The organism is Streptomyces sp. NPDC037410, from assembly GCF_055602235.1.
On record NZ_JBVJWR010000002.1, the window covers coordinates 541,131 to 562,123 of the forward strand.

The following is a 20,993-nucleotide window of genomic DNA, read 5'->3' on the forward strand; positions in this document are numbered from 1 at the left end:
GACCCCGGTCCGGGGCCGCACCACCCGCACTCCCTCACCCCACTCCAACGGAGGGACACCTCATGCGAACGGCCAGAACAGCCAGTAGGAACAGAACCGCCCCGACCGCCCGACCCGCCCGCTCCGCCGTACGCGGCCTGCCCGCACTCCTCGCCACCGCGGCGCTCCTCGCCGCCGCCGTCCCGGGCGCCGCGGCCGCCCCGGAGACCGCCACCGCCCCCACTCCCGTCGCGGCGACGGCCGACCAGCTCGCCGCCTCCTGGACCGGACCACTCTCCACCCGGGGCCGTTACGTCGTCGACGCCGCCGGCAACCGTTTCAAGCTCAAGTCCGGCAACTGGGCCGGGGCGCAGGGCACCTGGGAGGGCAGCGGCGACGTCGACGACCCCGCGAACCACCAGGCGGACCAGAAGTCGAACAACATCCCCCTCGGCCTGGACCGCAAGCCGGTCGACCAGATCCTCGCCGACTTCCACGCCCTGGGACTGAACAGCATCCGGCTGCCGTTCGCCAACGCCCTCGTGCACGACACGACCACCGTCCCCGACGCGGCGGTGGCCGCCAACCCCCAGCTCAAGGGCAAGACCCCCCTCCAGGTCATGGACGCCGTCATCCAGGCCCTCACCGACGACGGCTTCGCCGTCGTCCTCAACAACCACACCACCAGCTACCGCTTCTGCTGCGGCCTGGACGGCAACGAGCGCTGGAACAGCGGCCAGTCCACCCGGCAGTGGATCGACGACTGGGTCTTCCTCGCCAAGCGCTACCGGGACAACAAGCGCGTCGTCGGCGCCGACCTGCGCAACGAGGTCCGCCGCGACACCTGGAACGACGCCAACTGGGGCTGGGGCGACGACCACGACCTGAACAAGGCGCTCGAACAGGCCGGGAACGAGATCCTCCAGGCCGCCCCGGACCTCCTGATCATCATGGAGGGCATCAACTGGCAGGGCATCCCCACCGACCTGACCAGCCACAGCCGCCCGACGCTCACCCCGGTCGCCACCCTCTCCAACACCCTGATCCGCTCCGACAAGCTGGTCTACTCGGCGCACTTCTACGCCTACACCGGCCCCAACCACACCGGCGCCACCGGCACGGGCGAGACCCACGACCCCCGCTACCAGGACCTCACCCCCGAGGAACTCGTCAAGGTCGTCGACGACCAGGCCCTGTTCGTCACCCGGTCCGGCCAGCACTTCACCGCCCCCGTCTGGATCAGCGAGTTCGGCGCCTCCGGCCGCGGAGAGCCGAACGCCAAGGAACGCGACTGGTTCCGCCGCTTCACCGACATCCTGGTGAACAACGACACCGACTTCGCCATCTGGCCGCTCGTCGGCTGGACCGACGCGACCGGCAAGCCGCAGGACAACTGGGCCATGGTCAACTACAGCACCGACGGCACACGGCTCGGCCTCATGGACACCGGCGACTGGCGCGCCACCGACTGGAACAAGCTCGTCGCCGCGCCCGCCAGGACCGGGCAGATCGCCCCGGCCCCGCGCTGGAACATGCTCAACCTCGACTACGCCGACTACGACGTCTCCGCCACCATGCTGGCCAAGCCGGACTGGTCACCCGGCAACCGCAAGGGCAACTGCCCCGACACCCAGCGCCTCGTCGGCCTCGGCCGCAGCGACAGCCGCGGCCTGTGCACCGACGCCGGACAGCCGGCGAAGGGCACCGGCGCCTGGACCGTCGTCACCGACGAGCGGTACGTCACGGGCGGCGACTGGGCGAGCGGCTACAACAAGCTCCAGTGCCCCGACCGCACCTTCGCCGTCGGCTACAGCGTGAACGGCAACTCCATGGCCGCCCTCCTGTGCGCCCCGGCGGCGGCCTCCCTGCCCACCGCCGGCCGCGTCCTCTGGTTCGACCACGGCGACAACCGCCCCGCCACCGGAGGCTCGAACTCCAGCGACTGGGCCCCCGGCTACTACAAGGGCCAGTGCGCCGACGACGAGTACGTGTCCGGCGTCGCCTTCACTTGGAAGTGGCTGCACTACGGCGTCCCCGACGCCCTGCTCTGCCGCCCGCTCGCCTGATCACCTCCTTCCGCACCCACACCTAGGAGCACCCCGGCATGCCCCGACTGGAGATCGCCGACGACGGATTCCGTCTCGACGACCGGCCGTTCCGCGTCATCTCGGGCGGACTGCACTACTTCCGCGTCCACCCGGACCAGTGGGCCGACCGGCTCCACAAGGCACGCCTGCTCGGCCTGAACACGGTCGAGACCTACGTCCCCTGGAACCTCCACGCCCCCCGGCCGGGTGAGTTCCGGCTGGACGGAGGTCTCGACCTGCCCCGCTTCCTCGATCTGGCCGCCGCCGAGGGCCTTCACGTGCTGCTCCGCCCCGGCCCGTACATCTGCGCCGAATGGGAGGGCGGCGGTCTGCCCTCCTGGCTGCTCGCCGAGGACGGCATCGCCCTGCGCAGCCGCGACCCCCGCTTCCTGGCCGCCGTCGACGGCTACCTCGCCGCCCTCCTCCCACCCCTGAAGCCCCACCTGTCCACCGCCGGGGGGCCGGTCATCGCCGTGCAGCTGGAGAACGAGTACGGCGCGTACGGCGACGACCCCGGCTACCTCGCGGACCTCGCCGGCCTCCTCCGCACCCACGGTGTCGACGTACCGCTCTTCACCTGCGACCAGCCCACCGACCTCGCCCGCGGCGGCCTCGACGGGGTCCTGCGCACCGTGAACCTCGGCAGCCGCGTCGAAGCCGGCCTGGCGGCACTGCGCCGGCTCCAGCCGACCGGCCCCCTGATGTGCTCGGAGTTCTGGATCGGCTGGTTCGACCGCTGGGGCGCCGCCCACACCACCCGCGACCCCGCCGACGCGGCGGCCGACCTGGACCGGCTGCTCGCCGCCGGGGCCTCCGTCAACATCTACATGCTCCACGGCGGCACCAACTTCGGCCGCACCAGCGGAGCCAACGACAAGGGCACCTACCGCCCCACCGTGACCTCCTACGACTACGACGCCCTCCTCGACGAGGCCGGCGACCCGACCCCCAAGTACGAGGCCTTCCGCGAGGTCATCGCCCGCCACGCCCCCGTGCCTGACGAGCCGGTCCCGGCGCCCGGCCGGAAGCTCGCCCCGGCCGCCGTCGCGCTCGACGCGTCCGCCGGCCTGCTCGACCAGACCCGCCTCTTCGGGCGGCCCGTCCGCGCCGACCGCCCGCTGACCATGGAACAGCTCGGGCAGTCCTTCGGGTTCGTGCGGTACGAGGCGGAGCTGCCGACCGCCGGGGCGACCGTGCTGCGGGTGGGGGAGGTACGCGACCGGGCCCAGGTCTTCGTCGACGGTCAGCCCGTCGGCGTACTGGAACGGGAGAACCACGAGCACACCCTCGCCTTCCTCGCGCCCAGGCCGGGCGCCCGCCTCACGGTCCTGGTGGAGAACCAGGGCCGGGTCAACTACGGTCCCGGCATCCACGACCGCAAGGGCCTGCTCGGCCGGGTCACCGTCAACGGCGAGGAGCTCGCCGACTGGAGCAGCAGCCCGCTCCCGCTCGACAGCATCGAGAGCCTCGACGGTCTGGACGAACGCGTCCGCACCCTCGTCGGCCCGGCCTTCCACCAAGGCTCCTTCGAACTCGCCCACCCGGCCGACGGCTACCTCGCCCTCGACGGCTGGACCAAGGGACATGCTTGGGTCAACGGGTTCGCCCTCGGCCGCTACTGGTCCCGGGGCCCCCAGACCACCCTGTACGTCCCCGCCCCGGTCCTGCGCCCCGGCCGCAACGAGATCACCGTCCTCGAACTCCATGCCACCGCCACCCGAACGGTCGAACTGCGGGACCGGCCCCACCTCGGACCCGCAGAGGACTGACACCCCCGTTCTGTCCGGCACCCACCGACACCCGCGCGGAGAGCCCCATGCACAGCAAGCGACGTCTCATCGAGCAGCGCCTCAAGCGGGTGCTCAAGGAGCGGATCCGGCCCGCCGTACACGCCCGGACCGTCCCGCTCCACGTCGAGATCTGGGACGTCCCCGGCGAGCCGGTGCCGGTCGCCGCCGGGCTTGCGGCGCCGTACCGCCCGGTCCAGGTCGGACACCGCTGGGGACCGCCCTGGTCGACGAGCTGGTTCAGGATCACCGGCCGGGTCCCCGAGGAGTGGGCCGGGCAGCGCGTCGAAGCCGTCCTCGACCTCGGTTTCGACGTCACGGGCGCCGGCTTCTCCACCGAGGGCCTGGTGTACCGGCCCGACGGCACCGTCCTGAAGGCGCTCAACCCCCGCAACAGCTGGATCCCGGTCGCCGATCCGGTCCGAGGGAGAGAGGAGGTCGCGTACGCCGTCGAGGCCGCCGCCAATCCGGCCCTCTGCGACAGCCACGAGCCGACCGCGCTCGGCAGCGTGCCCTCCTGGATCACCGGAAGCGGAGACGCCGGAGACCCCCTGTACCGGCTGCTCCGCGCGGACCTCGCCGTCTTCGACACCCAGGTCTGGGAACTCGCCCAGGACCTGGACGTCCTCGGCGGCCTGATGCACGCCCTCCCCGAAGCCGACCCCCGCCGCTGGCAACTCCTCCAGACCATCGAACGGGCCCTGGACGCCGTCGACCTCCAGGACGTCTCCGGCAGCGCGCCCGCCGCCCGCGAGGTGCTGCGCCCCGCCCTGGAGTCCCCGGCCGCACCCAGCGCCCACCGCGTCTCCGCCGTCGGCCACGCCCACATCGACTCCGCCTGGCTGTGGCCGCTGCGCGAGACCGTCCGCAAGGTCGCCAGGACGCTGTCCAACGTCACCCAGCTCATGGACGAGCACCCGGACTTCCGTTTCGCCATGTCCCAGGCCCAGCAACTGGCCTGGCTCAAGGAGCGGCGACCCGAGGTGTACGCCCGCGTCCAGGAGAAGGCGAAGACCGGCCAGTTCCTCCCGGTCGGCAGCCTCTGGGTGGAACCCGACACCAACATCACCGGAGGCGAGGCGTTCGCCCGGCAGCTGATCCACGGCAAGCGCTTCTACCTCGACGAGTTCGGCGTCGAGACCCGGGAGATGTGGCTGCCCGACACCTTCGGCTACAACGCGGCCATGCCGCAGCTGATGAGACTGGCCGGCGTGCGCTGGTTCCTCACCCAGAAGATCTCGTGGAACACGACCAACAAGTTCCCCCACCACACCTTCCGCTGGGAGGGGCTCGACGGCACCCGGATCTTCAGCCACTTCCCACCCGTCGACACGTACAACGCCGAGATCACCGGCGCCGAACTCGCCCACGCGGTCGGCAACTTCCAGGACAAGGGAGCGGCCGACAGCTCACTCCTGCCCTTCGGGTACGGCGACGGCGGGGGAGGCCCCACCCGCGAGATGCTCGGCCGCGCGGCACGTCTGGGCGACCTGGAGGGTTCACCCCGGGTGGTCGTCGAGCGGCCCGCGGACTTCTTCGCGCGCGCCGAGGCCGAATATCCCGACGCCCCCGTGTGGGTCGGCGAGCTCTACCTGGAGTTCCACCGCGGCACGCTCACCAGCCAGCTGCGCACCAAGCAGGGCAACCGGCGCAGCGAGCACCTGCTGCGCGAGGCGGAACTCTGGTCGGCCACCGCGGCCGTCCGCACGGGCCTCCCCTATCCGTACGAGCAGCTCGACCGGCTCTGGAAGACGGTCCTCCTGCACCAGTTCCACGACATCCTGCCCGGCTCCTCGATCGCCTGGGTGCACCGCGAGGCCGAGCGGACCTACACCGAGGTCCTCACCGAACTGGAGGGGATCGTCGCCTCGGCGCAGCGCGCGCTGGCCGGCGCGGGCGACCGGACCGTCGTCTTCAACGCCTCCCCGTACGCCCGCGGCGACCTCCCCGCGCTCGGCGCGGCCGTCCGTACCGCACCCGCCGAGGCGGCGGTCGGGCCGGTGCCGTCCGGCGACGGCTTCACCCTCGACAACGGGCTCGTACGGATCGGGATCGACGGCCGCGGCCTGGTCGTCTCGGCGGTCGACCTGGAGACCGGCCGGGAGGCCGTCGCCCCCGGCGCGGCGGCCAACCTGCTCCAGCTGCACCAGGACTTCCCCAACGAGTACGACGCCTGGGACATCGACGAGTTCTACCGCAACACCGTCCGCGACCTCACCGGGGCCGACGAGGTGCGCGCCGAGCCCGGTGGCGTCCGCGTCGTCCGGACGTTCGGCGACTCCCGGATCGACCAGCTCCTCTCGCTGCGCGGGGGCTCCCGGCGGCTCGACGTCGACACCGAGATCGACTGGCACGAGAAGGAGAAGCTCCTCAAGGCCGCCTTCCCGCTGGACGTGCGCGCCGATCACTCCACGGCGGAGATCCCCTTCGGCCATGTGAAGCGCCCCACCCACACCAACACCAGCTGGGACGCCGCCAAGTTCGAGATCTGCGCCCACCGCTATCTGCACGTCGGCGAGAACGACTGGGGCGCCGCCCTCGTCAACGACTCCACGTACGGCCACGACGTCACCCGCGACGTCCGCCCCGACGGCGGCACCACGACGACCGTGCGCCTCTCGCTGCTCCGGGCACCGCGCTTCCCCGACCCGGACGCCGACCAGGGCCGGCACCGGCTGCGGTACGGCCTCGTGATCGGGGCCGACGTCGTGGCCGCCGTGCGCGAGGGCTACGACGTCAACCTGCCCGAGCGGGCCGTCCCCGGCGCGGCGGCGGTGACACCGCTGGTCGCCACCGACGACGCCGTCGTCGTCGAGGCGGTCAAGCTCGCCGACGACCGGTCCGGCGACGTCGTGGTCCGCCTCTACGAGGCCCACGGCGGACGCGCCCGGACCGCACTGTCCCTCGCCTTCCCGTGGGAGACCGTCACCGAGACGGACCTCCTGGAACGTCCCGTGGACGGCGCCGTGCCCGTCCGGCCGGACACCCCGGAGGGCACGGGACCGCACCTCACCCTCCGCCCCTTCGAGATCCGCACGCTCAGGATCGCGCGCCGATCCGACAGCTGAGGACGTCACAAGACCCCGGGAGCCTCCTTGAACACCGCACTGCGCGCCGTCCTCTTCGACATGGACGGCACACTCGTCGACACCGAGCGGCTCTGGCTGCGGACGGTCGAGGAGGAGGCCCTCGGGATCGGCATCGTCCTCACGGACGAGGACCTCGCCTTCGTCCTCGGCCGCGCGATCGACGACGGCGCCGCCCACCTCGCCGCCCGGTCCGCCGGGCGGGCCGATCGGGCCCGGCTCGGCGAGTCCCTCGAACGGCGCTTCACGGAGCTCGTACGCCGGGAGCTCGTCCCCATGCCGGGGGCCGTGGAACTCCTCACGGCCCTCGGCGCCGCGGGCGTCCCGGCCGCCCTGGTCTCCGCCTCACCGCGACCGGTCGTGGACACCGTCCTCGACGCCCTCGGACGGCGGTGGTTCACCACCTCGGTCGCCGAGGGCGAGACCCCGCGCACGAAGCCGTTCCCCGACCCCTACCGGGCGGCCCTGGCCGCGCTCGGCGTCCCTGCGGCGGCGAGCGTCGCCGTGGAGGACACCCCGACCGGCGTCGCCTCGGCGGAGGCAGCCGGCTGCACGGTCCTGGCGATCCCCTCGCACACCGCCATCGCGCCCGCCCCGCGCCGGACGGTCGCGCGCAGCCTCCTGGACGTGGACCTCGCCCTGCTCCGGCGGCTCGTCGCTTCGCGGGGCGTGCATCCGGGGGCGGTGGGAAAATGATCCTGGGCCCGGGGCTGAGGAGTACCGATGCGGGACCCGCTTCGTCTGGCCGACCTGCTGGCCGCCCTGTCGGTTGCCACCGATCTGGGAATGGGGCAGCCGCCGGAGAAGGCGGTCCGCTCCTGCCTGCTCGCGACCGGACTCGCGAGGGCGCTCCCGTTGCCCGAGGAGCAGGTACGGGACGTGTACCTCGCCTCACTGCTCAGGCATCTCGGGTGCACCGCCACCGCGTCCGTCGAGGCCCGTCTGCACGGGGGCGACGAACGCGTGTCACGGTCGGCGGCCGAACCGGCGGACTTCGGCCGCGCCGACGAGATGCTGGCGCTGACGCTCGCTACGGGGCGGGGGACGGGACTGCGCAGGCCCCTCCTGATCGCGCGGGGTGCGGCGGGCGACCTGCGGCACGGAAGGATGGTCCTCCAGTCCATCTGCGAAGCCGCTTCGCTGCTCGCACGACGCCTGGGCCTGGGGCAGGGAGTGGAGGACTGCCTCTACCAGCAGTTCGAGCGGTGGGACGGGAGAGGCGCCCCGCAGCGGCTGGCGAAGGAGGAGATCGCGCCGGCGGCGCGGGTCGCCGAAGTCGCCACCCAGGCCGTGGTGTTCCACCGCGCGGGCGGGCCTGACGCGGCCCTCGCCATGGTGGAGCGGCGTGCCGGGGGCTGGTTCGACCCGTCGGTCGCCGAGGTCTTCCGGCGCCGTGGCGCCGGGCTGCTCGCGGAGATCGACGCCGGGGACCCGTGGGCGGCCGTCCTGGAGGCCGAGCCGTCGCCCGTCCGGTACGTCGCCCGCGAGGAGTTGGAGCGGGTGGCGCGGGCCTTCGCGGACATGATCGACCTCAAGGCCCCGTACACCCTGGGGCATTCGGCCGGGGTGGCCGAGCTGGCCGACCGGGCGGCCCGGACGCTGGGCCTGTCCGACCGCGCCGTCGAGGACCTGCGGGTGGCCGCGCTCCTGCACGACCTGGGCCGCGTCGGCGTCCCGAGCGGCATCTGGGACAAGACCGCGCCCCTGACCCGGCGCGACCGCGAGCAGATCCGCCTCCACCCGTACCACACCGAGCGGATCATGGCCTGCTCGCCGGTGCTCGAACCGCTGGGGCGCACCGCGGGCCTCCACCACGAGCGCCTGGACGGCAGCGGCTACCACCACGGACTCGGCAGGTCCGCACTTCCCCTGGCGGCCCGGCTGCTCGCCGCCGCGGACACGTTCCAGGGCGCCACGCAGGAGCGCCCGCACCGGCCCGCCCGCAGTCCGGCCGAGGCGGCGGACCTGCTGACCCGGGAAGCCGCCGCCGGCCGCCTGGACGCCGACTGCGTCGCGGCCGTCGTCGCCGCCGCGGGGCAGTCACCGGGGCGGGGCAGGCCGGGCAGGCCGGCCGGACTGACCGAGCGGGAGGTCGACGTCATCCGGCTCCTCGCCCACGGCCTGTCCAACAAGGAGATCGCGAGTCGGCTCGTCATCTCGCGCCGCACCGCGGAGCACCACGTCCAGCACATCTACGACAAGATCGGCCACTCCACCCGCGCCGCCGCCGCGCTCTTCGCCATGGAACACGACCTGCTGCGCGGGTGAGCCGGCCAGGTCACGGGGCCGCGCGCTGCCGTGCCGTGAACGCCATGAGCTCCTTCACGTACGCCTCCGGATGCGTCACCTGCGGAAGGTGGCCCGCGCCGTGGAGGACGACCCGCTCGGCCCGCGGCAGCACCTCCGACAGCCGTGTCAGCACCGGCTCGAAGAGCGCCGGACTGCGGTCACCGGAGGTGATCAGTACCGGCCCCTCGTACCGGCTCAGCGCGGTCTCGTCGACGGTCCAGGCGTCGGGGGAACGCAGCTCGTCGAGGTACGTCGACGCGTTCGCGACGAGCGTCCGCCGCATGGCCTCGGGCATCCCGGCCCAGCTGCCGGGACCGAGCGCCACCGCGTCCACGAACAGCTCCGCCGCACCCGCGGGGTCTCCGGTCGCGATCAGGCGCTCCACCTGCGCCAGCGGCCCGCGCTCCACGGCCCGGACCGCGGCCTCCGCCGGGCTGCCCGCCGGGAGCAGGGACCACAGCGGCGGTTCGTGGACGATGATCCCGCGCAGCGACTCGGGTCGGGCCGCGGCCAGCCGCAGCGTGATGAACGCGCCCGCGGAGTTCCCCGCGACCCACGCGGGGCCCGGACCGAGACGCTCGATCAGCGCGGCGAGATCGTCCACGTCCTGCGCGAACCTGCCCTGGCCGGGGCTGTCCGCACTGTCGCTGTGCCCTCTGCGGTCGTACGTGACGACACGGAACCCCGACGCCAGACCCGGCACGACCGCGTCCCAGTCGTGGTGCGACACCCAGCTGCCGTGCACGAGCACGAGCGGGACACCGCCCCCGCCCGTCACCTCGTAGGCGATCCGCACCCCGTCGACCTCGGTGTACTCCATCGGACCCGCCGTGGTGGCGGCGTCCTCGTCGATGAGTGACATCTCCACCGCTCCCCTTCTTCGCCTCAGGGCATCAGCATCGTCCGCGAGGCGGGGGTGGCACATCGGCAGACCTGCCCATCCGGGACGGGTGCGCTGCCCGAGCGGCGCCTGAGCGGCGTGAGGGCCACGTAGGAACAGCGGAACACCCGGCCGCATGAACTCCGGCCGGGTGTTCGGAGAGCGTCAGACGCTCCAGATCTCCTTCATCGTGTCCACCTCGCCCTTGGCGTTCAGCGTGATCTCGTAGACGTTGCCGAAGCAGCCGTAGGGCGCCTCCACCGTGGGGTAGTCGGTGGGAGCCCCGATCTCCTGGGCGAGGCAGCGGTCGACGTGCAGCGCGAGCTGCTCGTGGTCGACCTGCTTCCACTGACCCGGGCCGGCGGCCAGGGCCAGGAACGCCTTGACGCTCTTGGGGAGGACGTAGTGCTTCGTCGGGTCCCCCTTGTCGGCGCCGTAGATCCAGTCGTTCGGCGTGCAGTGCGGCTTGGCCTCCGCGGCCTCGAAGCCGGCGGCGTCGCGCATCAGCTCGACCTTCACCTTCAGGTGCCCTGCCGGGAGGGTCGGCGGCTTGCCGCAGTCGCCGCCCTTGCCGTCACCGTCGACGTCATCGGCCGGGCTGTCTCCGGCCTCGCCGGAGTCCGACGTCTTGGACGGCGAGGCCGACGGGGAGGCGCTGCTGCCGGAACCACCGGTCACGCCTTCGGCGGTGGGGTCCTCCGGCCCGCAGGCGGCGACGCCGCCCAGGGCGGCGAGGAGCGCAATCGCGCTGAGGACACGGCGAGTTGAGGTCATTCTTCCATTCCCCCGAATGAGAGTGCTCAGTGAAGTGATCATGATTGATCGACGGAGCTTTCTACACCACGGAGTTGTTGAAAGGCCAATCGACTCGCCCCAGGGGCCGGGCCCGCGCCTACCGCTTGTGCCCGTGGCGCACGTCCAGGCAGAGCGCCCAGACGTCGGAGTAGCTGCCCTGCGAGGGCGAACCCCCGCTGTGGGTGGCCGCCGTCCAGTACGACGGATCGGCGTCTCCGTCACCGACCGGGGTGCCGGCGGCGTCGCTGGGGAAGCTGCCGTTGAGGTGGGGGCCGCTCGAAGGGACGGTTCGAGCGCAGTGCCGTGAAGAAGGACCCCCTGCGTGCCGAGCACCGCGCACGGCACGCAGGGACCTCCTGGCCGGCAGTTCCGTCGCGGCGAGAGCCACTCCTCCGCGACGGGGCCGGTGGGAGTCAGTCAAGCAGTCGATCAACCGCCGGGGCGATTGGATCTGGACACAGAAATATCCGGTCGGCAGTGCCCCGAGTGCGGTTGATCATCCAAGAGTCGATCGGGCTGTTGCAGCGCACATCTGCGAGGTTATGACGTGTCGATGCCTTGTGGATGCGGTTCGAGTCGATCCGTGCGTCCCCCCCGCTGCCGGGACGGGCGGGCCCTGTCCGAAGGCGCGAGGATGGAAGGGACGACCGACCGCTCGTTCCCGGCATTGCGAGGCGTTCTCCATGACCCTGTCCATTCGCAACCAGCTCCCCGGCACCGTCACCGCCGTCACCACGGGCGAGGCCATGGCGTCCGTGAAGGTGCGCCTGGCCGGCGGTCAGGACATCACCGCCGCGATCACCGCCGACGCCGTCAAGGACCTGGGGCTGGCCGAGGGTTCCGCGGTCAGGGCCCTCGTGAAGGCCACCGAGGTCGCCCTCGCGACCGCCCCGGTCGAGGGCGTCTCGATCCGCAACCAGCTCGCCGGCTCCGTCACCGAGGTCTCGACCGGCGGCGCCATGGCGTCCGTGAAGGTCTCCGTCGAGGGCGGGGAACTGACCGCCGCCATCACCAAGGACGCGGTCGAGGACCTCGGCCTGAACCCGGGGAGCGCGGTCGTCGCCCTGATCAAGTCGACCGAACTCTCCCTCTCCGCCTCCTGACCGAGACCCCTGTCGTGCACGAGGGCCGCGCTCCAGGACGGAGCGCGGCCCTCACCTTCGTTGCGGTTGATCAGACGGCCACGACCGTGGCCTCGGTCGCCTTCACGCTGGTCCAGACGGACACCCCGTCCGCGAGGCCGAGTTCGGCGGCGGCCTGCGGGGTGATCTCGGCGACGAGGTCGGGTGCCTTCGCGGAGGTGATCAGCACCCGCAGCCGGCTGCCGCTCGCGGTGATCTCGCGTACGGTGCCGGGCCAGACGTTACGGGGGCTGCCGCCGGGTTTCTCGCGGTGGATCGACACCGCCTCGGGCGCGACGATCGCGAGCGCCGTGGTGCCGACCGCCGGCGGATCGGTCGCGACCAGGACACCCCCGGCGTCGAGCGCGAGGCCCTCCGCGGTGGCGGTGCCCGGCCAGGCGTTGCGGCCCAGCATCCGGGCCACCCACGGCGAGCGGGGATGGCGCGTGACCTCGGCGGGGGTGTCGTCCTGGAGCGCGCGGCCCTCGTCGAGGACGAGGACGCGGTCGGCGAGCGAGACGGCCTCGACGGGGTCGTGCGTGACGATGAGGCACACGCCGCCGAAGTTCGCGAGATGGGTGCGCAGGGTGTGGCGTACGTGCGCCCGGGTGGTCTGGTCGAGCGCGGCGAGCGGTTCGTCGAGGACGAGGAGCCGGGGCCGCGCGGCGAGCGCCCGGGCCAGGGCGACCCGCTGGGCCTGGCCGCCGGAGAGCTGGCCGGGGCGGCGGTGGGCGAGATGGCCGACCCCGAGGCGGTCGAGCCAGGCCTGGGCTTCCCGCCGGGCCTCCGTACGGGCCACGCCTTGGGCGCGCAGACCGTACGCCGTGTTGGCGAGGGCCGTCAGGTGCGGGAAGAGGGCGCCGTCCTGCGGCACCCAGGCGACCCGCCGGCGGTGCGGGGGCAGGGCGGTGACGTCGGTGCCGCCGAGGGTGAGCTCGGCCTGGGCACGGGGGGTGAGGCCGAGGAGGGCCCGCAGCAGGGTGGTCTTGCCGGCGCCGTTGGGGCCGACGACGGCGATGGTGGTGCCGGGCTCGGCACCGAGGGTGAGGCGGGTGAAGCCCGTGACCTCGGCCCGGAGCGCCCAGCGTCCGCCGGCGGGCGCGGGCGGAAGGGACTGGGTCACGTCGGCCGTCGGCTCCGCGGGGCTCGGTTCCGCACCGGTCTGGCGTCCGGCGCGGCGCTCGCGGCCGGCCGGTGTGCCCGTCCACCGTCCCCGCAGGGCGATCAGTACGGCCATGGCGATGGCGAGCAGCAGCAGGGCTACAGAGGTCGCGGCTTCGGGCTCGTCCTGCAGCAGCAGGTAGACCTGGAGCGGCAGCGTCTGGGTGGTGCCGGGCAGGTTGCCGGCGAAGGTGATGGTGGCACCGAACTCGCCGAGCGCCCGCGCCCAGGTGAGGGCCGCGCCGGCGAGGACGCCGGGCGCCACCATGGGCAGGGTGACGGTGAAGAAGACCCGGACCGGTGAGGCGCCGAGGGAGGCCGCGGTCTCCTCGTAACGGAGACGCAGTCCGCCGAGCGCTCCCTCCAGGCTGATGACGAGGAAGGGCATGGCCACGAAGGTCGCGGCGAGCACAGCGCCGGAGGTGTGGAAGGGCAGTGTGATGCCGAAGGTGTCCTCCAGCCACGGTCCGAGGAGCCCGCGCCGCCCGAAGGCCAGGAGCAGGGCGACGCCGCCGACGGTGGGCGGCAGCACCATGGGCAGCAGGACGAGCGAGCGGACGAACGCCTTGCCGCGGAAGGGCACCCGGGCCAGCAGCCACGCCAGTGGCACGCCGAGCAGCAGCGCGAGCCCGAGCGCCCAGAAGGAGACCAGGAGCGAGAGCTTCAGCGCCTGGACGGTGCCCGGCGCGCTCAGGTGGTCCGCGAGTGCGCTCCACTCGGTCCGTACGAGGATGCCGAGCAGGGGCAGGGCCAGGAAGGCCACGGCCGCCAGCGCGGGCAGTACCAGGGTGAGGGGCGGACGCGTGCCGGAGGTGAGTGCGCCTGATCGTTTCATCGATGATCCCGAAGACATGAGGAGAAGAGGCGGAGGGCTGCCCGTCCCCCCGTGACGGGCAGCCCTGCGCGGTCCGAGCGACCCCGGTCGGCTACGGCTTCTGGAAGCCGGCGTCCTGGAGGATCTTCTGGCCCTCGGGCGAGGACAGCCAGGCGACGAAGGCGGCGGCGGCCCCGGCGTTCTTCGAAGCCTTCAGGGTAGCGGCCGGGTACGAGGCGACGGCGTTCTGCGCGTCCGGGATCTCCACGGCGTCGACCTTGTCCTTGGCGCTCTCGGCGTCGGTCTTGTAGACGAGTCCGGCGTCGGCCTCGCCGAGCTCGACCTTGCTGAGCACCGCGCGGACGTTGGGCTCCTGGGAGACCGGCTTCACGGTGATCTTCTGGGCGTCGAGGACCTTCTCGCTGTACTTGCCGGCCGGCACCTCGGGGGCGGCGAGGACGACCTTGAGCCTGGTGTCCGCGAGGTCCTTCAGCTCGTCGACCTTGAAGGGGTTGCCCTTGCCGGTGGCGATCACGAGCCGGTTCTTCGCGATGACCGCCGGGGCGCCGGCGTCGGCCTTCACCTTGTCCATGCTCTTGGTGTCGGCGGTGACCAGGACGTCGGCGGGCGAACCCTGCGAGACCTGGGCGACGAGCTCCTGCGAGCCGGCGAAGGAGAAGGTGAGCTTCGTGCCGGGGTGGGACTTCTCGTACGCGGCGCCGGCCGTCTTGAACACGTCCGTCAGGGACGCGGCGGCGAGGACGGTGAGGTTCGCCTTCGGCGCGGCACTCGCCGGGCCGGAGGCGGTGGAGCCACTGGTGCCCTTGCCGGCGTCGTCGTTCGACGAGCAGGCCGCGAGCGGGACGAGGAGGGCGGCGGTGAGTGCGGCAGCGGCGGCACGGCGTCTGGTGACGGTGAAGGACATGAGGCTCAGGACTCCTTGAGGAAGAGCGGAAGAACGGAAGGGTGTGGAGCGAGGCCGACCGCGCCGACGGTCGAGATCTCCTGGTACTGCGTGAGGGGTCAGGTGCGGTCGATGTGCACACTGGTCGACTTCACGCGGGCGGTGGCCTGCATGCCGACTTCCAGTCCCGGTTCCTCCACGGCCTCATGGGTGAGCTCGTCCGCCCAGCGCCGCGCGGTGTCCGGGCTCACGCCCGGAAGCCGTGCGGCCTGCCCGATGGTGTAGGACTGCATATGCGACACCGTAGGGCCCGATCTTGCTCATCTGCAACAAAGTCGTCGGAGTCTCCATGGTGAATGCGAGGAGGCTTGGAGGAAGGGACGAGCGGGCCCGCCGGGCAGTCTCACGCCTCGGAAAATCCGTTGAGCTTCGGCGGTGGCGCAGACAGGATCGGGAAGCACCGATGAGTTGTTCCCCGAGCCGGGGTCTACCGGTGTGTCCTGCCCAGTGCGGGAGGAGACCCACATGACGGAAGGCGCCATGCTCGCACCAGACGCACAGCCCGCCCACTCGCCCGCCCGCGTCACCGCCGTGCTGCGGATTCTCGTGCTGTCCACGTTCGTCGTCCTGCTCAACGAGACGATCATGGTCAACGCGATCCCGCGGCTCATGCGGGAGTTCGAGGTCACCGCGGCCGCCGCGGGCTGGCTGTCCACGTCCTTCATGCTCACGATGGCCGTCGTCATCCCGGTGACGGGGTGGTTCCTCCAACGCGTGACGACCCGGACCGCCTTCGGCCTCGCCATGGCGCTGTTCCTCGCCGGCACGGCGCTGGCCGCGGCCGCGCCCGCCTTCCCCGTGCTCCTTGCCGCCCGTGTCATCCAGGCCAGTGGTACGGCCGTGATGATGCCGCTGCTCATGACGACACTGATGACCCTCGTGCAGCCGAGCGACCGTGGTCGCGTCATGGGCAACATCACCCTCGTCATCTCCGTCGCACCGGCCCTCGGCCCCGCGGTCTCCGGCGTGCTGCTCCAGCTGGGACCATGGCGCCTGCTGTTCCTCGCCGTGCTGCCCATCGCCGGAGCCATGGCCATATTCGGCCGACGCAAACTGGTCAACATCGGCGAGCCGCAGGCCGGCCCGATCGACTGGGTGTCCGTCCCCCTGGCGGCAGCGGGCTTCGGCGCCCTCGTCTACGGCCTGAGCGGGCTCGGCGCGGGGAACGCGGCGCAGGCGGCCCTGCCCCCGTCGGTCACGACCCTGGTCGGCGCCGTGTTCGTGGGCCTCTTCGTCTGGCGACAGCTGGCCCTGCAGCGCTCGTCGACACCGCTCCTCGACCTGCGCGCCCTGACCTTCCGCCACTTCTCCGTGGCGCTCGCCCTGATGTGCCTGTCGTTCATGGCCCTCATGGGCGCGTTCATCCTGCTGCCGATCTACCTGCAGGAGGTGTGCGGCCTGAGCTCACTGCAGACCGGGCTGCTCCTCATCCCCGGCGGCCTCACCATGGGCCTGCTCGGACCACAGGTCGGCAAGCTCTACGACCGACTGGGCGCACCGCGCCTGGTCGTACCCGGAGCCGCACTCACCGCGCTCTGCCTCGCCCTGTTCGCCCTCACCGCCGAGCAGACCTCGCCGTGGCTGGTGCTCGCGCTCCACGTGGCCCTGAGCGCGGGGATGGCGTTCGTCTTCACTCCCATCTTCACCTCCGGCCTGTCCGTACTGCCGCCGCACCTCTACCCGCATGGCTCCGCCATCCTCGGCTCGCTCCAGCAGGTCGCGGCCGCCGCCGGTACCGCCCTGATGATCAGCGTCATGTCGGCGCACGCCGCGACGGCAGCGGCCGACGGAGCCGACACCACCGGCTCCCTGGCCGCCGGCGTCCGGTGGGGCTTCGGCGTCGGCGCCGTCCTCGGCGGACTGGCCGTGCTGATCGCCCTGCTGGTCCGCACCCCGCCCACGCCCGCACAGGAGCAGGACGCGGACGGCAGTACGGAGAGCCACACCGCCAAGACAGCCGGCTGACGCCCCGGAGAGCCCGCGCCGGGCGCCCCGACGAGCACGTCGGGGCGCCCGAACCTAACGTGGAGGGTGGTGACCGACGCGACGGAAGGACCCCGGGACATGGGTGACACCGTGGACAGGGCCAAGGGCAGGCTCAAGGAGATCGCCGGCAAGATCACCGGCCACGAGCGCCTTGAGGCCGAGGGCAAGACGGACCAGATGAAGGTCAAGATCCGTGGGAAGGTGACCAGCGCTCGCCGCCGGGCCGAAGGCATCAGGGACTCGTTCAAACGAGACCACTGATGACACAGGGGGGCGCTCGCAGCAGGAGACCAGGAGTCCGCACCTGGCCGGCCGTCCTCCTCGTGGTCGTCGTCCTCGTCGCCGCCAATCTGCTGCTGCACCGCTGGACCGGCCCGCTCCGCCTGCTGACGGCCGTCGCGGTCAGCGCGTTGCTGCTCGGGGTGCTCCGCTGGGCCGGAGGCACCCTCGCGGACGCGGGTCTCGCGCCCGGGACCTTGGCCCGCGGCGCGAAGTGGGGGCTGGCCCTGGTGGGTCTCGTCGGCCTCGTGTACGCCGTCGGAGCGCTGCTGCCGGACACCCGCTCGCTGTTCGAGGACCGGCGGTACGACGGGATGACGGGCGGCGAGCTGGCGGCGCGCGTTCTCGTGGTCGTCCCCGTCGGCACCGTCCTGGTGGAGGAGATCGCCTTCCGCGGGGTGCTCTACGGGCTGGTGTGCCGGGCCCGTGGGGTCGTCTGGGCGACGACCGTGTCGAGTCTCCTGTTCGGTCTCTGGCACATCCTGCCGTCCCTGGGCCTGGCGACCGCGAAACCCGCGCTGACCACGGTCGTCGGACACGGCGCACTCGGCTCCGTCCTCGCGATCACGGGCGCGGTGCTCTTCACGGCCGCGGCGGGCGTCCTGCTCTGTGAGCTGCGTCGCCGCAGCGGCAGTCTCCTCGCACCCATCGGCCTGCACTGGGCGGTCAACGCGCTCGGCTACGTCGCCGGGTTCCTGCTGCGATGATCACTCGGGCGTACGGGGCTCAGTGATCGGGCTGGACGATGTCCTTCAACCGGTCCAGGTCCTGGGGCGTGAAGCCCGACGGCCGCATGACGGAGTTCCAGCCGTCGACGTACGCCGCCTTGTACGTGTGGCCGTGGCCGTCGGGCACGCCCGTCGAGAAGGGCAGGTCTGCCGTGACCTGCCAGAACGTGACGATGGGGATCCAGACCATCCCTTCCAGCACGTCGCTGCCGGGCGCCTCGCCGATCCAGTCGGGTTCGGAGAACGCCAGCGCCGGGCTCCACCAGACGATCGGGTCGGAGGCGTGCATGAGGTAGAGCACCCGTGTGCCGTTCCACGGCTTGTCCGTCGGGGTGATTCCGATGGTCGGGTCCTCGGTGAACCGTACGGTCCGCCCCTCCTTGTAGACGGGCTCGATCTCCGGACTGCCCGCGTCGCGGTGGTCGCTGAACTCGCGGAACAGGGTGTTGAAGTTCGGCGGACCGGCGAACAGGGTGCCGGCGGTGCGGTTGCGCAGGTCGTACTCGCCGCTGAACGCCGCCTCGCCGCCGAACGACCCCAGGCTCTCGCCGGCGACGAACAGCCGCGGACGCTGGTCCTGGGGCAGCTTCGACCAGACGTCGTAGACCGCGTCGAAGAGCTCCCGGCCGGCCTGGCGCGCCTTGGACTGGTCCACGAGATAGGAGAGCCACGACGGCAGGTAGGAGTACTGCATCGCCACGGTGGCGGAGTCGCCGTCGCCGAGGTACTCGAACGTGTCCACGGCGGCGGGATCGACCCAGCCGCTTCCCGTGGTCGTCATGACCAGCAGGTTCGCGCGCTCGAAACCGCCGGCCCGCTGAAGGTCGGCGACGGCCCGCTCGGCGCGCGCTTCCGTGTCGTCGGCGGTCTGGAGCCCGGCGTAGGCCCGGACGGGCTCCTCGGCCGGGCGGTGGGTGAAGGCGGCGATGTCCCGGGCGGTCGGACCGCTGCCGGCGAAGGCCCTGCCCTGGTAGCCCAGCGTGTCCCACGGCACCAGCGAGCCGGGCCCGCCGGACCGCAGCGTGGACGTGGGCTGGTGGATGCCTTCCGGCGTCGTGGTGTCGCGCAGCGAGAACGCCTCGTTCGCCGCGTTCACGAAACCGGTCAGCAGGACGCCGCTGACGACCGACCACGCCAGGCCCGCCACCACGACCCAGCCGACCACCCGGGCCGCGCGCGGCCCGATCCAGCGGCGGAGGAGACGGGAGAGCCACCGGTACAGGCGCCGCAGCCCGCGGCCCGCGAGCAGGAGGAGCGAGAAGACGAGCGCGGCGATGAAGGGGCAGGCGACGGTGGCGAGGACGCTGTAGTCGGTGACCCCCATGAGTTGGCGGATCTCGTGCTGCCAGTACTGGCCGAATCCGAAGGACAGACCGAACAGTACGAGCGCGCTGACGAGGAGAACCTGCCACGACCTGCGCGTGGGCTCTCGGGTCTCCCGGTCGGCGAACGCGCGCCACGCGTAGGCCGCGATCACGCCGAGCCCGTAGCCGATGGCCGCGCTGATGCCGCAGATCAGCCCCTGGAGCACGCCGCCGCGGGGCAGCAGCGACGGGGTGAAGGAGAGACAGGCGAGGAGCAGCGCGCCCCAGCAGCCGGGGAGCGTGAGCCGCAACGACCGACGTCGCTTTCCGGCGCCGTCGGCGGTCTCGGTGGTTCCGGTCGACTCTGCGTCGTCGGCGGTCTCGGCGGCTCCGGTCGACTCTGCGCCGTCGGCCGGCTCGGTGGTTTCGGTCGAGTCCGCGTCGTCGGCCGACTCGGCGACTTCGCTCGACTCGGTGCCGTCGGCCTCCTCGCGGTCCGGGGAGTCGTCCCGAGAGCCGTCCGGAGAGCCGTCCGGAGAGCCGTCCGGCACGGGCTTGTGCGCATCAGGAGCCATGGCTGTCCTCCGGGACACATGATTCCAAGGCCCGCCCCGGCCTGCCACCGGTGACTCCTCCGTACCGACCGAGGTCCGGCCGACCTGGGGTGACTCGTCATCTATGCTTCAAGACGGCCGGGAGGCGATGGCTCGTCTCTCCGGGCGGCACCCGCGAAGCGGCCGGTCGGACCCGCCGAGGACGGCGGTCCGGGTCGGGCCTCAGGGGGCGGGCGGACCACGTGACACTGATCATGACGATCCCTGGGAATCGAGTGGCCGTCGCCACGCGTCACAGTGGTGCGGGGAACCCGGTCCCCGCCCGCGAACGGAAGTCTCCAGGGAGAAGTGAGGTATGTCGGTGATCTGCGTCGGAGGCATGATCGGGATCGGCAAGACGAGTGTGGCCGAGCTGCTCGCGAAGGAGCTCGGCAGCGACGTCTTCTACGAGAGCGTGGACGACAACCCGATCCTGCCGCTCTTCTACACGGCGAGCCCCGAGGAGATCCAGGCGAAGCGCTACCCCTTCCTGCTCCAGCTCTACTTCCTGCAGACGCGGTTCGCGTCGATCAAGGAGGCGTACAAGCAGGGCGACAACGTCCTCGACCGGTCGATCTACGAGGACTGGTACTTCGCCAAGGTCAATCACGACCTGGGCCGCATCAGCTCCCTCGAGATGCAGGTGTACGAGGGCCTGCTGAACGAGATGATGCGCGAGATCGACGCCCTGCCGTACCGCAAGGCGCCCGACCTCATGGTCTACCTCAAGGCGGACTTCGCGACCGTGCTGAAGCGCATCGGGCTGCGCGGCCGTGACTTCGAGCAGGACGAGGCCCTCGTGGAGTACTACCGGACGCTGTGGTCCGGCTACGACGACTGGGTGCACAAGCACTACTCGGCCAGCGAGGTCCTGGTCATCGACATGAACCGCACCGACGTGGTGAACAACGCCGACGACGCGGCCCGCGTCGCGCAGGAGGTCAAGGAGGCGCTGGCCGCCGCCAGGTCCCGCGCCTGAGAGTGCCGGGGGGGGGGGGGGGGGGGGTTCCCCCCCCCCCCCCCCCCCCCCCCCCCCCCGCCCCCCCTCCCCCCCCCCCCCCCCCCCCCCCCCCCCCCCCCCCCCCCACCGGCCTCGGCGGCGGTGAGCCCGGCCGGGTCGGCCCGGAGGGTACGCGTGAC

16 protein-coding genes are annotated in these 20,993 nt (G+C 72.2%); 10 read left to right on the top strand and 6 right to left on the bottom strand.

Annotation, left to right across the window (positions count from 1 at the left end; all coding sequences use genetic code 11):
- The first annotated feature begins 62 nt into the window (after positions 1 to 62).
- The 5 genes from ACZ7HT_RS05295 to ACZ7HT_RS05315 are packed head-to-tail and all read left to right on the top strand — an operon-like array spanning position 63 to position 9,207.
- Positions 63 to 2,045 carry a glycoside hydrolase family 5 protein gene (locus ACZ7HT_RS05295; RefSeq protein ID WP_471159977.1) on the top strand — a complete coding sequence of 661 codons (1,983 nt, stop codon included), beginning with the start codon at positions 63 to 65 and terminating at the stop codon, positions 2,043 to 2,045.
- Positions 2,046 to 2,083: 38 nt separating this feature from the next.
- Positions 2,084 to 3,835, top strand: coding sequence for a glycoside hydrolase family 35 protein (locus tag ACZ7HT_RS05300; RefSeq protein WP_471159980.1), 1,752 nt, complete (start codon positions 2,084 to 2,086; stop codon positions 3,833 to 3,835).
- Between the two features lie 47 nt (positions 3,836 to 3,882).
- Entirely contained in the window at positions 3,883 to 6,921 is a 3,039-nt protein-coding gene (locus ACZ7HT_RS05305) for an alpha-mannosidase (protein ID WP_471159983.1), read from the top strand.
- Positions 6,922 to 6,948: 27 nt separating this feature from the next.
- Positions 6,949 to 7,635: an HAD family hydrolase gene (locus tag ACZ7HT_RS05310; RefSeq protein ID WP_471159986.1), complete on the top strand. Its 687-nt coding sequence runs from the start codon at positions 6,949 to 6,951 to the stop codon at positions 7,633 to 7,635.
- A gap of 27 nt (positions 7,636 to 7,662) precedes the next feature.
- Entirely contained in the window at positions 7,663 to 9,207 is a 1,545-nt protein-coding gene (locus tag ACZ7HT_RS05315) for an HD domain-containing phosphohydrolase (RefSeq protein WP_471159989.1), read from the top strand.
- 10 nt (positions 9,208 to 9,217) lie between these two features.
- On the opposite strand, the gene ACZ7HT_RS05320 is transcribed toward ACZ7HT_RS05315, so the two are convergent.
- Both ACZ7HT_RS05320 and ACZ7HT_RS05325 read right to left on the bottom strand, forming a co-directional pair.
- The gene (locus ACZ7HT_RS05320; RefSeq protein WP_471160084.1) at positions 9,218 to 10,090 is read right to left on the bottom strand and encodes an alpha/beta fold hydrolase; all 873 of its coding nucleotides are present in this window, start codon (positions 10,088 to 10,090) and stop codon (positions 9,218 to 9,220) included.
- A gap of 183 nt (positions 10,091 to 10,273) precedes the next feature.
- On the bottom strand, positions 10,274 to 10,882 hold the full coding sequence (locus tag ACZ7HT_RS05325) for a hypothetical protein (RefSeq protein ID WP_471159992.1): 609 nt from the start codon (positions 10,880 to 10,882) through the stop codon (positions 10,274 to 10,276).
- 704 nt (positions 10,883 to 11,586) lie between these two features.
- Between ACZ7HT_RS05325 and ACZ7HT_RS05330 the strand changes: the two genes are divergently transcribed.
- Complete coding sequence (locus tag ACZ7HT_RS05330; protein ID WP_471159994.1) at positions 11,587 to 12,006, top strand: TOBE domain-containing protein; 420 nt, start codon at positions 11,587 to 11,589, stop codon at positions 12,004 to 12,006.
- A gap of 70 nt (positions 12,007 to 12,076) precedes the next feature.
- On the opposite strand, the gene ACZ7HT_RS05335 is transcribed toward ACZ7HT_RS05330, so the two are convergent.
- From ACZ7HT_RS05335 to ACZ7HT_RS05345, 3 genes are all read right to left on the bottom strand, one after another.
- Positions 12,077 to 14,020, bottom strand: coding sequence for an ABC transporter permease (locus ACZ7HT_RS05335; protein WP_471159997.1), 1,944 nt, complete (start codon positions 14,018 to 14,020; stop codon positions 12,077 to 12,079).
- 91 nt (positions 14,021 to 14,111) lie between these two features.
- Positions 14,112 to 14,924 carry a molybdate ABC transporter substrate-binding protein gene (gene modA / locus ACZ7HT_RS05340; protein WP_471160000.1) on the bottom strand — a complete coding sequence of 271 codons (813 nt, stop codon included), beginning with the start codon at positions 14,922 to 14,924 and terminating at the stop codon, positions 14,112 to 14,114.
- Positions 14,925 to 15,022: 98 nt separating this feature from the next.
- Entirely contained in the window at positions 15,023 to 15,196 is a 174-nt protein-coding gene (locus ACZ7HT_RS05345; RefSeq protein WP_471160003.1) for a MerR family transcriptional regulator, read from the bottom strand.
- 232 nt (positions 15,197 to 15,428) lie between these two features.
- Here ACZ7HT_RS05345 and ACZ7HT_RS05350 point away from each other — a divergent pair, with 232 nt between their 5' ends.
- From ACZ7HT_RS05350 to ACZ7HT_RS05360, 3 genes are all read left to right on the top strand, one after another.
- Positions 15,429 to 16,928, top strand: coding sequence for a DHA2 family efflux MFS transporter permease subunit (locus ACZ7HT_RS05350; protein WP_471160006.1), 1,500 nt, complete (start codon positions 15,429 to 15,431; stop codon positions 16,926 to 16,928).
- 99 nt (positions 16,929 to 17,027) lie between these two features.
- Positions 17,028 to 17,210 (top strand): CsbD family protein, encoded by a 183-nt coding sequence (locus ACZ7HT_RS05355; RefSeq protein WP_471160009.1) that lies wholly within the window; start codon positions 17,028 to 17,030, stop codon positions 17,208 to 17,210.
- The gene (locus ACZ7HT_RS05360) at positions 17,210 to 17,935 is read left to right on the top strand and encodes a lysostaphin resistance A-like protein (protein WP_471160012.1); all 726 of its coding nucleotides are present in this window, start codon (positions 17,210 to 17,212) and stop codon (positions 17,933 to 17,935) included. Before ACZ7HT_RS05355 ends, ACZ7HT_RS05360 begins: the two co-directional genes overlap by 1 nt.
- Before the next feature lie 19 nt (positions 17,936 to 17,954).
- Here ACZ7HT_RS05360 and ACZ7HT_RS05365 read toward each other — a convergent pair whose 3' ends face one another.
- Positions 17,955 to 19,835: an alpha/beta hydrolase gene (locus ACZ7HT_RS05365; RefSeq protein WP_471160015.1), complete on the bottom strand. Its 1,881-nt coding sequence runs from the start codon at positions 19,833 to 19,835 to the stop codon at positions 17,955 to 17,957.
- 334 nt (positions 19,836 to 20,169) lie between these two features.
- Between ACZ7HT_RS05365 and ACZ7HT_RS05370 the strand changes: the two genes are divergently transcribed.
- A complete protein-coding gene (locus ACZ7HT_RS05370) occupies positions 20,170 to 20,832 on the top strand; it encodes a deoxynucleoside kinase (RefSeq protein WP_471160018.1) in 663 nt (220 codons plus the stop codon).
- Positions 20,833 to 20,993: the final 161 nt, after the last annotated feature.